This window comes from Novosphingobium mathurense (assembly GCF_900168325.1).
Classification (GTDB): Bacteria; Pseudomonadota; Alphaproteobacteria; order Sphingomonadales; family Sphingomonadaceae; genus Novosphingobium; species Novosphingobium mathurense.
In genome coordinates this window covers 79,523-92,493 of record NZ_FVZE01000001.1, presented here as the reverse complement: position 1 = coordinate 92,493, position 12,971 = coordinate 79,523, and the positions used below count along the sequence as shown (strand labels likewise).

Annotated in this window: 16 protein-coding genes; all 16 read right to left on the bottom strand. The window is 63.9% G+C overall.

The genetic code is table 11. The features are described from left to right. The 16 genes from rplV to B5483_RS00415 all read right to left on the bottom strand — a co-directional run bounded on the left by rplV (position 1) and on the right by B5483_RS00415 (position 12,957). On the bottom strand, positions 1–378 hold the full coding sequence (rplV, locus tag B5483_RS00490) for a 50S ribosomal protein L22 (RefSeq protein ID WP_007011867.1): 378 nt from the start codon (positions 376–378) through the stop codon (positions 1–3). Then, a complete protein-coding gene (gene rpsS / locus B5483_RS00485) occupies positions 378–656 on the bottom strand; it encodes a 30S ribosomal protein S19 (RefSeq protein WP_007011868.1) in 279 nt (92 codons plus the stop codon). Before rpsS ends, rplV begins: the two co-directional genes overlap by 1 nt. Before the next feature lie 6 nt (positions 657–662). Then, positions 663–1,499 carry a 50S ribosomal protein L2 gene (gene rplB, locus B5483_RS00480; RefSeq protein WP_054945235.1) on the bottom strand — a complete coding sequence of 279 codons (837 nt, stop codon included), beginning with the start codon at positions 1,497–1,499 and terminating at the stop codon, positions 663–665. A gap of 4 nt (positions 1,500–1,503) precedes the next feature. Further along, positions 1,504–1,815: a 50S ribosomal protein L23 gene (locus B5483_RS00475; protein ID WP_054945236.1), complete on the bottom strand. Its 312-nt coding sequence runs from the start codon at positions 1,813–1,815 to the stop codon at positions 1,504–1,506. Further along, positions 1,808–2,431, bottom strand: a complete 624-nt coding sequence (rplD, locus tag B5483_RS00470) for a 50S ribosomal protein L4 (RefSeq protein ID WP_054945237.1) — start codon at positions 2,429–2,431, stop codon at positions 1,808–1,810. The genes B5483_RS00475 and rplD overlap by 8 nt, the downstream gene beginning before the upstream one ends. 3 nt (positions 2,432–2,434) lie before the next feature. Beyond that, complete coding sequence (rplC, locus tag B5483_RS00465; RefSeq protein WP_054945238.1) at positions 2,435–3,193, bottom strand: 50S ribosomal protein L3; 759 nt, start codon at positions 3,191–3,193, stop codon at positions 2,435–2,437. A 355-nt stretch (positions 3,194–3,548) separates the two neighbouring features. Continuing rightward, positions 3,549–3,860, bottom strand: coding sequence for a 30S ribosomal protein S10 (gene rpsJ, locus B5483_RS00460; protein WP_007011873.1), 312 nt, complete (start codon positions 3,858–3,860; stop codon positions 3,549–3,551). Between the two features lie 202 nt (positions 3,861–4,062). Then, a complete protein-coding gene (locus tag B5483_RS00455) occupies positions 4,063–4,410 on the bottom strand; it encodes a hypothetical protein (RefSeq protein ID WP_054945239.1) in 348 nt (115 codons plus the stop codon). A gap of 128 nt (positions 4,411–4,538) precedes the next feature. After that, entirely contained in the window at positions 4,539–5,729 is a 1,191-nt protein-coding gene (gene tuf, locus B5483_RS00450) for an elongation factor Tu (RefSeq protein WP_054945240.1), read from the bottom strand. A 92-nt stretch (positions 5,730–5,821) separates the two neighbouring features. Continuing rightward, complete coding sequence (gene fusA / locus B5483_RS00445; protein WP_054945241.1) at positions 5,822–7,915, bottom strand: elongation factor G; 2,094 nt, start codon at positions 7,913–7,915, stop codon at positions 5,822–5,824. Positions 7,916–8,033: 118 nt separating this feature from the next. Further along, complete coding sequence (gene rpsG, locus B5483_RS00440) at positions 8,034–8,504, bottom strand: 30S ribosomal protein S7 (protein ID WP_054945242.1); 471 nt, start codon at positions 8,502–8,504, stop codon at positions 8,034–8,036. Between the two features lie 92 nt (positions 8,505–8,596). Beyond that, positions 8,597–8,968 (bottom strand): 30S ribosomal protein S12, encoded by a 372-nt coding sequence (rpsL, locus tag B5483_RS00435; RefSeq protein ID WP_007011879.1) that lies wholly within the window; start codon positions 8,966–8,968, stop codon positions 8,597–8,599. 469 nt (positions 8,969–9,437) lie between these two features. Then, complete coding sequence (locus B5483_RS00430; protein WP_054945243.1) at positions 9,438–9,959, bottom strand: DUF1993 domain-containing protein; 522 nt, start codon at positions 9,957–9,959, stop codon at positions 9,438–9,440. 118 nt (positions 9,960–10,077) lie between these two features. Beyond that, entirely contained in the window at positions 10,078–11,277 is a 1,200-nt protein-coding gene (locus tag B5483_RS00425) for a GGDEF domain-containing protein (protein WP_176167924.1), read from the bottom strand. A gap of 212 nt (positions 11,278–11,489) precedes the next feature. Beyond that, on the bottom strand, positions 11,490–12,263 hold the full coding sequence (locus tag B5483_RS00420; RefSeq protein ID WP_079729819.1) for a peptidylprolyl isomerase: 774 nt from the start codon (positions 12,261–12,263) through the stop codon (positions 11,490–11,492). A 4-nt stretch (positions 12,264–12,267) separates the two neighbouring features. Then, a complete protein-coding gene (locus B5483_RS00415; RefSeq protein WP_079729164.1) occupies positions 12,268–12,957 on the bottom strand; it encodes a GcrA family cell cycle regulator in 690 nt (229 codons plus the stop codon). Between the last annotated feature and the right edge of the window lie 14 nt (positions 12,958–12,971).

Here is a 12,971-nt window from a genome sequence, read left to right as displayed (position 1 = left end):
TCAGGCCTCCTCGACTTCGCGAACGACGATCCGCAGGCGTGAGAACGGCTTGAGGATCCGGGTGGACTTGCCGCGACCACGAGCGTGGAAACGCTTCATGGTGATCGACTTGCCGACCGACGCCTCGGCAACGACGAGAGCGTCGACGTCGAGGTTGTGGTTGTTTTCCGCATTGGCGATCGCCGAAGCGAGAACCTTACGGGCATCCACGGCCATCGCCTTCTTCGAGAAAGCGAGGATGTTCATGGCTTCCTCGGCCTTCTTGCCGCGGATCAGGCCGGCGACGAGGTTGAGCTTCTGGGCGGAACCACGGATGGTGGTGCCGACCGCAAGAGCTTCCTTCTCGCCAACGCGGCGGGGTGCTGCCTGCTTGCTCATTAGCGCTTGCCCTTCTTGTCGGCGGCGTGGCCGGGGAACGTGCGCGTGGGCGCGAATTCACCGAGCTTGTGGCCGACCATGTCCTCGTTGACCGAGACCGGGATGAACTTGTGTCCGTTATAGACCTGGAAGGTCAAACCAACGAACTGCGGAAGGATAGTGGAACGACGCGACCAGGTCTTGATCGGGCCGGCCTTGGCTCCTGCATCCTGCGCGACCTCGGCCTTCTTGAGAAGGTACAGGTCGACGAAGGGGCCTTTCCAGACGGAACGTGCCATCGTGTCTTACCTCTTCTTCTTGGCGTGGCGCGAACGGATGATCATCTTGTCCGTCTGCTTGTTGTTGCGAGTGCGGGCGCCCTTGGTCGGCTTGCCCCACGGAGTGACCGGGTGACGGCCGCCCGAGGTACGGCCTTCACCACCGCCGTGCGGGTGGTCGACCGGGTTCTTGGCAACACCACGGGTCAGCGGGCGACGGCCCAGCCAGCGCTTGCGGCCGGCCTTGGCAAGGGTCTGGTTGGCGTTGTCGGGGTTCGACACGGCGCCAACGGTGCCCATGCAGTCGCCACGCAGGTAGCGCTGCTCGCCCGAGTTGAGGCGGACGATGACCATGCCGCGGTCACGACCGACGACCTGGACGTAGGTGCCTGCCGAACGGGCGATCTGGCCACCCTTGCCCGGCTTCATCTCGACGTTGTGGCAGATCGTGCCGACCGGCATCTGCGACAGCAGCATCGCGTTGCCCGGCTTCACGTCGGTCTTTTCGCCGGCGACGACGACGTCACCGATGGCCAGACGCTGCGGCGCGAGGATGTAGGCGAGCTCGCCGTCGGTGTACTTCACCAGTGCGATGAAGGCCGTGCGGTTCGGGTCGTACTCGATCCGCTCGACGGTGGCTTCCATGTCCCACTTGCGACGCTTGAAGTCGATGTAGCGGTACTTCTGCTTGTGGCCGCCAGCGATGCCGCGCGAGGTGACATGGCCCTTGTTGTTGCGACCGCCGGTCTTGTGCTTGCCTTCGGTCAGAGCCTTGACAGGCTTGCCCTTCCACAGCGACGACTTGTCGACGAGGACCAGGCCGCGACGGGCGGGGCTGGTCGGGTTGTATTTCTTCAGTGCCATCGAATCAGCCCCGTACGCCTTCGGTCACGTCAATCGACTGACCTTCGGCCAGCGTGACGATCGCCTTCTTCACGTCGCTGCGGCGGTAAGCCTTACCGCGCCAGCGCTTGGTCTTGCCCTTGACGACCAGCGTGTTCACGCCGGTGACCTTGACGTCGAACAGAGCTTCGACAGCAGCCTTGATCTCGGGCTTGCTCGCGCCGCCGGCCACCTTGAAGACGACCGCGTTGTTCTCCGAAAGGAGGGTCGACTTCTCGGTGATGTGGGGAGCGAGGATCACGTCGTAGTGACGGATGTCCACGTTGCTCTTAGCCATTGAAACGGGCCTCCAGCTTCTCGACCGCGGCGCGCGTCAGCACCAGCGTATCATGCTTCAGGATGTCATAGACGTTGGCGCCCATGGCCGGGAGCACGTTGACGCCGACGATGTTGCGGGCTGCACGAGCGAAATTGTCGTTCACCGCTTCGCCGTCGATCACGAGCACCTTCTTGCCGAAGCCAGCCTTGGCGAGCTGACCGGCGAGCGCCTTGGTCTTGGCTTCACCGTCGAGCGTGTCGACGATGACGAGACCGTTCTGGGCCTTCGAAGACAGAGCCATCTTGAGGCCGAGAGCGCGGATCTTCTTGTTCAGCGAGATGTTGAACTCGCGGCGACGTGCACCGTGAGCCTTACCACCGCCGATGAAGACCGGGGCTGCACGGTCACCGTGACGAGCCGTACCGCCGCCCTTCTGGCGACCGAACTTCTTGCCGGTGCGGGCAACGTCCGAGCGCTCGCGGGTTGCGCGGGCGATGCCGCGACGGTTCTCGAGCTGCCAGGTGACGACACGGTGCAGGATGTCTGCGCGCGGCTCGAGACCGAACACGTCATCCGACAGTTCGATGTCGCCCTTGCCGGCGCTGCCATCGAGGTTGAGGACCTTGACCTTCACGACTTAGCCCTCCTGGCCTTCGGTCGCTTCCGGCGCCGCGGTGTCTTCCGCAGGCGTGTCGGCAGCGGCCGTGTCATTGCTGTTGGCGGCCTGCTTCAGGCCGGCGGGGTACGGAGCCTCGGCGTGACGGGCGACCTTGACGGCGTCCGAAACGGTCAGCCAGCTGTTCTTCGCGCCCGGGACCGAGCCCTTGACGAAGATCAGGCCGCGTTCGTCGTCCACGCGGACGATCTCGAGGTTCTGCTGGGTGCGCTGACGGTCGCCCATGTGGCCGGCCATCTTCTTGTTCTTGAAGACCTTGCCCGGATCCTGGCGGTTACCCGTCGAACCGTGCGAACGGTGCGAGAGCGAAACACCGTGGGTGGCGCGAAGACCGCCGAAGCCCCAACGCTTCATGGCGCCCGCAAAGCCCTTACCCTGGGTGTGGCCGGCAACGTCGACGAGCTGGCCGGGCACGAAGTGCGAGGCAGCGATGGTCGAACCGACGTCGAGCAGCGCGTCGTCGGCGACGCGGAACTCGGCAACGCGCATCTTGAGCGGCACTTCAGCCTTGGCGAAGTGCTCGCGCTGCGGCTTGGCAACGTTCTTCTGCTTGGCTTCGCCGGCACCGAGCTGAACCGCGACGTATCCGTCACGATCGGCAGTGCGAACCGAAACCACCTGGCAATCTTCCAGCGCCAGGACGGTAACCGGCACGTGCCGTCCGTCCTCCTGGAACAGTCGGGTCATCCCGACCTTCTTGGCGATCACGCCTGTACGCATGACCTTTACTCCTTACAGAGGCCTGCGCGAGCCCATCCCGCACAGGCGTGTCCAGCCCAAATTGTGATGCATGCCCCGTCCGGGCTGGGTGCTCCCTTGCCGGTGCCCTTGGCACCTGCCGGAAGCGAGACGGGGGACGCATTCCCGGCGCTTGGCCCGAAGGCGGCACCGGAGGTATCCCTTGTGTCCCCGCCGGTTTCCCTTGGGGGCTCTGTCTCTGCGGGTTTCTCCCCGCAAAGCCGGCCTCGAGGGCCGACAAGGTCAGTTGGATCCGAGGACCCGAATGTCGTTCCGGCAGTTTAAGGTCCGACCGGAAAGGACCATGGGGCCGCCAAAGGCAGCCCCTGAAGCCGGCTTAGGCCAGCTTGATCTCAACGTTCACGCCAGCGGCCAGGTCGAGCTTCATCAGCGCGTCGACGGTGGCGGCATTCGGCTGCACGATGTCGAGCAGACGCTTGTAGGTGCGAACCTCGAACTGCTCACGCGACTTCTTGTCGATGTGAGGACCGCGGTTCACGGTGAACTTTTCGATCTTCGTCGGAAGCGGAATGGGGCCCCGAATGAGCGCGCCGGTACGGCGGGCGGTGTCAGCGATCTCGCCAGTGGCCTGGTCGAGTACGCGGTGGTCAAACGCCTTGAGGCGAATGCGGATGTTCTGAGCTTCCATTACCTACTACCGATGAGAAAGAGCCTAGGGACCGTAGCCCCGAACAAATTCGAGCCGCGCCCCTACAACGCATCCCGGATTCGCGCAAGCCCTTTGAGCCCCTTATTTTCGCTGAATCCTGCGGCCGTAACGAAATGATGCACCGGACCGGATTTGCGAAACTTTCGGCCAGTCCATCTTGAGCCAACGAAGGTCGGACCCGTCAGCGCTGCTTCTTCTTGCCGAGCGCCGCGTTGAAGTCGGGATCCTTGTTCGCGACCCAACCGAGGAACTTCTCGATGCGCGGGTCGAGCTTCAGGAGATCGACGTCGAGTCCGTAGCGCTGAAGCTCGGAATTGGTGAAGGTAGTGATCAGCATGTTCTGGCAGATCGGGTGCATCGGCACGGTGTCGCGCCCTCCCCGGCTCTTCGGCACCGGGTGATGCCAGACCACCGTCTCGCCGCAGGGCCTGGAGCAAAGCCAGCAATCGGGCGGTGGCGCCGCCTCGGGCGCATCGTCGTCCTTCAGGATGTCCTCTCGCGGACCGTGCTTTGAATACTTGCGTGCCATGCAGACGCCCTAAGCGCGGATCGTGAGCCACGCCAGCCCCCTGTCCGCTATCTGCGCCTTTCACAGAAAAAGCCCGGCTTCCTTTCGGAAGCCGGGCCTTTATCTCGGTTATCCGAGGATTACGAAGCTTACTTCGTGATCTTCGAAACAACGCCCGAGCCGACGGTGCGGCCGCCTTCGCGGATAGCGAAGCGCAGACCTTCGTCCATGGCGATCGGAGCGATGAGCTTGACCGACAGGGCAACGTTGTCGCCCGGCATGACCATCTCGGTGCCCTCGGGGAGGATCACTTCGCCGGTCACGTCGGTGGTGCGGAAGTAGAACTGCGGACGGTAGTTCGCGAAGAACGGCGTGTGACGGCCGCCTTCGTCCTTCGACAGAACGTAGACCTCAGCCGAGAACTCGGTGTGCGGGGTCACGGTGCCCGGCTTGGCGAGAACCTGGCCACGCTCGACGTCGTCGCGCTTCAGACCACGAACCAGTGCACCGATGTTGTCGCCGGCTTCGCCCTGGTCGAGCAGCTTGCGGAACATTTCGACGCCGGTGACGGTGGTCTTCTGGGTGTCGCGGATACCGACGACTTCGACTTCTTCACCAACCTTGATGATGCCGGTTTCGACACGGCCGGTGACAACGGTACCACGACCCGAGATCGAGAACACGTCTTCGACCGGCATCAGGAACGGCTTGTCGGTCGGACGCGGCGGCTGCGGGATGAACTCGTCGACAGCGTTCATGAGCTCGATGATCGAGTTCTTGCCGATTTCGTCGTCGCGGCCTTCGAGAGCGGCCAGGGCCGAACCCTTGACGACCGGAATGTCGTCGCCCGGGAAGTCGTACGAGGAGAGCAGTTCGCGAACTTCGAGTTCGACGAGCTCGAGGAGCTCTTCGTCATCGACCTGGTCGACCTTGTTCATGTACACGACCAGAGCCGGAACGCCGACCTGGCGGGCGAGCAGGATGTGCTCGCGGGTCTGCGGCATCGGGCCGTCAGCAGCGTTCACGACGAGGATGGCGCCGTCCATCTGGGCCGCACCGGTGATCATGTTCTTCACGTAGTCGGCGTGACCCGGGCAGTCGACGTGCGCGTAGTGACGGGCACCGGTCTCGTACTCGACGTGTGCGGTCGAGATGGTGATGCCGCGCTCGCGCTCTTCGGGAGCCTTGTCGATGTTGGCGAAGTCGACCGCTTCACCACCGTTGACTTCGGCCATGACCTTCGTGATGGCAGCCGTCAGGGTGGTCTTGCCGTGGTCGACGTGACCGATGGTGCCGATATTGCAGTGCGGCTTGTTCCGCTCAAATTTTGCCTTCGCCATCTTTCAAACCTTCTTTCGTCCTGAAATTGAATCTGCGGGAAATAAGGCAGCGCCCGCTGAATCAGGCGCCGCCCCTAGAACCATTCTTGCCCTCAGGCAAGCTTCTCCTTCACCTCGGCCGCAACGTTCGCCGGGACCTCGTCGTAGTGGGAGAAGAACATCGAGTAGTTTGCACGGCCCTGCGTGAACGAGCGGAGCTGGTTCACGTAGCCGAACATGTTCGCCAGCGGCACGTGGGCCTCGACGACCTGGGCATTGCCGCGGCTGTCGGTTCCCTGGATCTGGCCGCGACGGCTGTTCATGTCGCCGATGACGTCGCCGAGATATTCCTCGGGGGTGACGACTTCGACCTTCATGATCGGCTCGAGCAGCTTGATGCCGGCCTTCTGGGCGACTTCACGCATACAACCGCGACCGGCGATTTCGAAGGCCAGGGCCGACGAGTCGACGTCGTGGTAGGCACCGTCGTAAAGCACGATGTCGAAGTCGATGATCGGGAAGCCCACCAGCGAACCGGTCTCGGCCGTCTCGCGCATGCCCTTCTCGATGGCCGGGATATATTCCTTCGGAATGTTACCGCCCTTGACTTCGTCCTTGAAGGTGATGCCCGAACCGCGCTCACCCGGCGTAACCTTGACCTTCACGCGGCCGAACTGGCCGGTACCGCCCGACTGCTTTTTGTGGGTGTAATCCACATCGACAGGCTTCGCGAGGTATTCACGATAGGCCACCTGCGGCGCACCGACGTTGGCTTCGACCTTGAACTCGCGACGCATGCGGTCGACGATGATGTCGAGGTGAAGTTCGCCCATGCCCTTGATGATGGTCTGGCCCGATTCGTGATCGGTCGAGACGCGGAAGCTGGGATCCTCGGCCGAGAGACGGTTGAGCGCGACGCCCATCTTCTCCTGGTCGGCCTTGGTCTTGGGCTCCACCGAAAGCTCGATGACCGGCTCGGGGAATTCCATGCGTTCGAGCACGATCGGCGCCTTTTCGGCACAGAGCGTGTCGCCGGTGGTGGTTTCCTTCATGCCGGCCAGCGCGACGATGTCGCCAGCGTAGGCTTCTTCGATGTCCTTGCGCTCGTTGGCGTGCATTTCGAGAATGCGGCCAACCTTTTCCTTCTTCTGCTTCACCGAGTTCAGGTACGAACCCTTCGAGAGCGTGCCCGAATAGATGCGGCAGAAGGTAAGCGAGCCGACGAACGGGTCGTTCATGACCTTGAACGCGAGAGCCGAGAACGGCGCGTCATCGCTGGGCGGACGGCTGTCGGGCTCGTCGCTGTCGACCTTGACGCCCTGGACGTCTTCGATGTCGAGCGGCGAAGGCAGGTAGTCCACGACGGCGTCGAGCAGGGGCTGCACGCCCTTGTTCTTGAACGCCGAGCCGCAAACGACCGGAACGAACGCGTGGCCCAGGGTGCCCTTGCGGATCAGCTTCTTGAGCGTCGCGACGTCGGGCTCGTTGCCTTCGAGATAGGCTTCCATGACGTCGTCGTCCTGCTCGACGGCAAGCTCGATGAGCTGGCTGCGATACAGTTCGGCTTCGTCAGCCATGTCGGCCGGGATCTCTTCGTAGAAGAACTCGGCGCCCAGCGACTCGTCCTTCCAGATGATCGCACGGTTGTTCACCAGGTCGACCAGACCCTTGAGATCCGACTCGAGACCGATCGGCAGGTACAGGACGGCCGGGGTGGCACCCAGACGGTCGATGATCGACTGGACGCAGTACTTGAAGTCGGCGCCGGTGCGGTCGAGCTTGTTGATGAAGCACATGCGCGGCACGCCGTACTTGTCGGCCTGGCGCCACACGGTTTCCGACTGCGGCTCAACGCCGGCAACGCCGTCGAAGCATGCAACGGCACCGTCGAGCACACGCAGCGAGCGTTCGACTTCGATGGTGAAGTCGACGTGGCCCGGGGTGTCGATGATGTTGATGCGGTACTCATCGCCGTTGCCGCTGTCTGCCTTCCAGAAGCAGGTGGTAGCAGCCGAGGTGATGGTGATGCCGCGTTCCTGCTCCTGCTCCATCCAGTCCATGGTGGCGGCGCCGTCGTGCACTTCGCCGATCTTGTAGGACTTGCCGGTGTAGTAGAGGATACGCTCGGTCGTGGTGGTCTTACCGGCGTCGATGTGCGCCATAATACCGATGTTACGGTACATATTGAGCGGATGGCTACGTGCCATGGTGCTGTTCCTTAGCAGGAGTGTGAGAGAGCGGGCCGATGCTCAGAGATAAGCCCATGCCCCCTGAATTGAAAGTGTGACGCCCGCATGACGTCGATCATGCGGGCAATCCCACGTCTTACCAGCGGTAGTGCGAGAAGGCGCGGTTCGCGTCCGCCATGCGGTGCGTGTCTTCGCGCTTCTTCACGGCATTGCCGCGGTTGTTGGCAGCGTCCATCAGCTCACCCGAAAGGCGGGCGGCCATGGTGGTCTCGGGACGGTTGCGCGCCGCCGTGATCAGCCAGCGGATGGCCAGGGCCTGGGCGCGCTCGGGGCGAACCTCGACCGGGACCTGGTAGGTCGCACCGCCGACGCGGCGGCTGCGGACTTCGATCTGCGGCTTCACGTTGTTCAGCGCATCGTGGAACAGCTGGACCGGATCGGCCTTGGCGCGGGTTTCCATGGTATCGAGCGCGCCATAGACGATGCGCTCTGCAACCGACTTCTTGCCGTCGAGCATGAGGTTGTTCATGAACTTCGACAGGACCAGATCACCGAACTTCGGATCCGGCAGGATTTCCCGCTTCTCGGGACGACGACGACGTGACATCGTTTAGAATTCCTTGTTTTTGCGACCGGGGACTTGCGCCTTCCCGGCCGGTCAATCTTCATCGCGCGGCGCCCTGAAGCGCCGCAGCCGGATCACTTGGGACGCTTGGCGCCGTACTTCGAACGGCTCTGCTTGCGGTCCTTGACGCCCTGCGTGTCGAGCACGCCGCGCAGGATGTGGTAGCGAACGCCGGGAAGGTCGCGAACGCGGCCGCCGCGGATGAGCACGACCGAGTGCTCCTGCAGGTTGTGGCCTTCACCCGGGATGTACGAAATGACTTCGCGGCTGTTGGTCAGGCGCACCTTGGCGACCTTGCGAAGAGCCGAGTTCGGCTTCTTCGGGGTCGTGGTGTAGACGCGGGTGCAGACGCCACGCTTCTGCGGGTTCTGCTCCATCGCAGGGACCTTCGACTTGGCCTTCTGCGGTTCGCGGCCCTTGCGGACCAGCTGGTTGATCGTCGGCATCTATACTCTTCTTTCAAAATGGGAGTGCGATGGATCCGGCCCGTACCGTGGGCGCAAACCGCAAGCCACGGGACGGACCCGTCGCACCCCGGGTCATCAGGCCCGGCGGGTTCGAAAGACGAAGCATGATCGGAAGTCACGAAGGACCGGTTCTGATCGCCGTTACCGCATCCGCGCAATGGGAATGCCGACGAACCAGGACCCTGGCCGCAATCGTGAGCCGAAAAACACTCCACCCGGCACGAACCACCGGATTACTTTGCCGCCGGGTTTCCGAAAGCGGCCTTGCCCGACTCGGGGCAAGACCATCCGCAATGGGACCGATCCGGCAGAAAAACCGCCGGAAAAGCACCGAAAACTCGCGAGCGACAATGTTCAGCTCTATATCTCCCCTTGCGACCCGAAGCCGCAAAGGATGCGCGCCCTTAGGCGAGATCGCCGTTCGGGTCAAGGCAAACGGGGGGCTCGCTCAAGCCTTCCTGCGGGTCTTGCCTAAGAAGTCGCCCTTGCCGATGGCCACGCCCTGGCTGCGCAGGAGGTCATAGGCGGTCGTGGCATGGAAGAAGAAGTTGGGCAGCGAGAAACTCAGCAGGAAGTCGGCGACGGTGAAGTCCATCCGGTAGCTCTTGAACTCGAAGCGCATGTCGCGCTCCGCGATGGCATCGAGTTCGCCCGGCTCCACGCCTTCGAGCGTCGCGATCGACCGGGCGACCTCTTCGCGCAATGTCGCAAAGTCGCTCGGCACCGGATCGAGTTCGGGACCGAAGAGCCCCTCACGCACGCCCTCGATCGCGCGCGCCGAATGGTGCCCGGCCTCGAAGACCTGCTTGGCGAAAGGCCACATGTCGGGTGCGAGCCGCGCCTCGGTCAGCGTCTCGGCCGGGATGCCGCTCGCCTCGCAGTGCGCTTCGGCCTTTTCGAGCTGTCCGGCCAGCGCCCGCAGGATCTGCAGGCAGGTCTTCACATAGGCATCATCAAGCGAAACGGACACGGCTCTCTCCCTGGAACTATCGGGGCGAGAGGTAGAGGAAGGCGCGGGGCGGCACAACCGGCCCTGCAGCGATCACGAAAATCAGTCCGTTGCAGCGCAGACAGGCCCGAGGACCGGCCTAGCTGTACTCATGCTCGCCGGTATCGTCGTCACCCTCGAAAGCCTGTCCGGCAGCATCGGCGGGACCGGCCACGTGAACGCAGTTGCGCCCTGCACTCTTGGCCCGGAACAGTGCCTCGTCCGCCGCCCGCAACGCCTCGCCCGAGGTTTCGTAGGCATGGGCATCGGCAACGCCTGCAGAAAAACTGATACGCCCGAACGGGAGGTCCGTTGCGCGGTTGACGAACTTGCGGGTTGCCAGCTTTTCGCGCGCATTATCGAGAATATCCATCGCCTCTAGCGCGGTCTTGCCGCGCAGGAGGACGACGAACTCTTCGCCGCCGTGGCGCGCGACGTGACACTTGTCGTTCGAGATCTTGGCCAGCGACTGCGCTACCGTGCGCAGGATGCGATCGCCCGCCTCGTGGCCGTGAACGTCGTTGATCCGCTTGAAATTGTCGATGTCGCAGAAGGCGACGGCCAGGGTGTCCCCGACCTCGCGCGATTCTCCGAATTCCTGCTTGAGAACAGCCTCGAAGGCTCGGCGGTTGGGCAGGCCCGTCAGGTGATCCATCTCCGCTTCGCGCCGCGCGTCGGCCAGGTTCTTCTGGAGAGCGCGGGTTTCGCGCTCCGAACGGCTCAGTTCGCGTTCGATGTCGCGGGTGCGTGAAATCATGTCGCGGGCCAGCGAGGCCAGCTGGACAATCACCTCGTTCGCACTGCCGACTGTCCCCAGGTCGCCGACATGTGCCTCGAGCGCCGAGTTGTAGTCGTTCGTCGCCGTGCGTGCCGCCGTCGTGGTGGCGGCGAATTCGGCAATCGAGGATTCAAGGCGCATCACCAGGTGGTGCAGTTGCTCACCCGAATTGTCGCGGCTCTGGGCGATGACGACATCTTCGAGCCAGGCCAGCGTGATGGGCTCCCGGCTGCTGATGCGTTCAGCCACCAGACGCCCGACCATCGGGTTGGCCCCGGTCACGATGTCATGGGCGATCTCCAGCGTCGCCACCGAGACCGGCAGGCGATGCGTCAGCAGGAAGCTGGTGATCTCCTCCAGCGTCTTCTGCCGCATGCGCTCGCGCGCATCCGTCGCCTGGGGCCTTGATTCGCCTGCCGGAGAGGCCTGCTCTCCCGCATCACTGTCCTCGCGCCGTGACCCGCCAAGGCCGAACCAGCGCATCAAGCCCCCCCGGGCGTGACTGTCGTCATGTTCCGTCATGCGCTCGGTTAACGACAAAACCGTGGTTAATTTAAGTAGTAATCGCCGGGATCTGGATAAAAACTTTCTGGCAAGCATTGGAATCGGCCAGAAAGCACAAGTCGTGCATTCTCCGCGCGCAAATGGCAGCACGAAACCTGCCAGACGTGAGCGCTTTTAGTTCGCCCGACCAAGTCGAATCACGGAAGCCACAAGTAAACGAACCGTAACGATCAATCGTCGCCCGCGTTGCCCCCGTCCGCGGCAACCGGCTCCGTCGGCGCGGCAGCCATTGGCCCTTCCGCAGGGGCGGCTGGTGGCGCGGCAACCCGGCGTGCCGCCGTGATCCTGACTTCATCCTCGAGGATGTCGCCCTTCATCACGCCCTCGCCCTTCGTGGCCGAGCGCGGCATGTCCCAGATCCTGCGCACGACATCCATGCCGGAGACGACATGACCGAAGGCGGCGAACCCGGCGCCGGGATCTTCGCCATTGTTGCCCTGCTCCGCATCGAGCGCGGGCATGTCGGAAATGAGGATCATGAAATCGGCCGTGGCCGTTCCGGGCGCGAAGCGCGCCATCGAGACGGTGCCGGCCTTGTGCAGGATGCCGGTCCGGTTGGTCGGCTCATGGGCCACGGGCGGGAACAGCTTGGCGCCGTCGCGCACTCCGCCCTGCAGCAATCCCGCCGGCTCGTCGCTGTAGCCGAGGTGCATGGCGCGATAGAAGACCGCACCATCGAGGCGCTTGGCATCGACGTACTTGAGGAAGTTCGCCGTGGTCAGCGGCGCATGGGTCTTGTCGAGGTCGAGCGTGATCGCACCGGCAGGCGTCGTCAGCTCGACATAGACATGCTCGACCCTTTCAGGAGCAGCGGGCGCTTGCGGCGCAGCGACATCGACCGGCGCCTGGGCCTGCTGCGCACCGACAGGCGATCCGAGCGCGGCCAGCGCGAAAGGTGCGGCCATGATGGCAAGAACCTTGCCCGGTCGCACCCTCGCCTTCATCGGATCAGCGAACCCGCGGCCCACCGAACGGCAGCGGCGGAGGAGGACGGCGCGCGCCGCGCGGCAGCTGTGCCTGGTAGGCGCGGCCGCAGTGATCGACGCAATAAGGGAACCCGGGGTTCACCTTTTCTCCGCAGAAGTGGAAGTCCGGCTCGCCCGGGTGGCCCATCGGCCAGCGGCAGATGCGATCGTTGAGGTCGAGCAGGCTGGTCTTGTCGGCGATCTCCGGGCTCGGCTTGGCCGGGACCAGGCGGCGAGGCGGCGCCGGCGGGATCGGCTGCTGCTGGTCGCCGGGACCCTGACGCAGGAAGCCGCCGGGGCCGACCGAAACGATGCGCGGCTGATCCGAAGCGGGCTTGTCGGCGGCAGGCGCCGGTGCAGCGGCAGGCGCGGCAGCGCGCGGGGCCGGAGCCGCAGGAGCCTGCGGGGCCGGCTTGACTACCGGCGCTTCGGCCTTGGGAGCCGGTGCGGCAGGCGCTTCGGAGGCTGGCTTCGCCTTCTTGGGAGCCGCCGGACGGGCGGGCTTTTCATTGGCCTTCACCGGAGACGGGCGGGCCTTGAGACCGAGGCGATGCGCCTTGCCGATCACGGCATTGCGGCTGACGCCACCGAGCTCGTCCGCGATCTGACTGGCAGTGGCACCGCCCTCCCACATCTTGGTCAGCTTTTCGATCCGCTCGTCAGTCCAGCTCATTCCAATTCCATCTT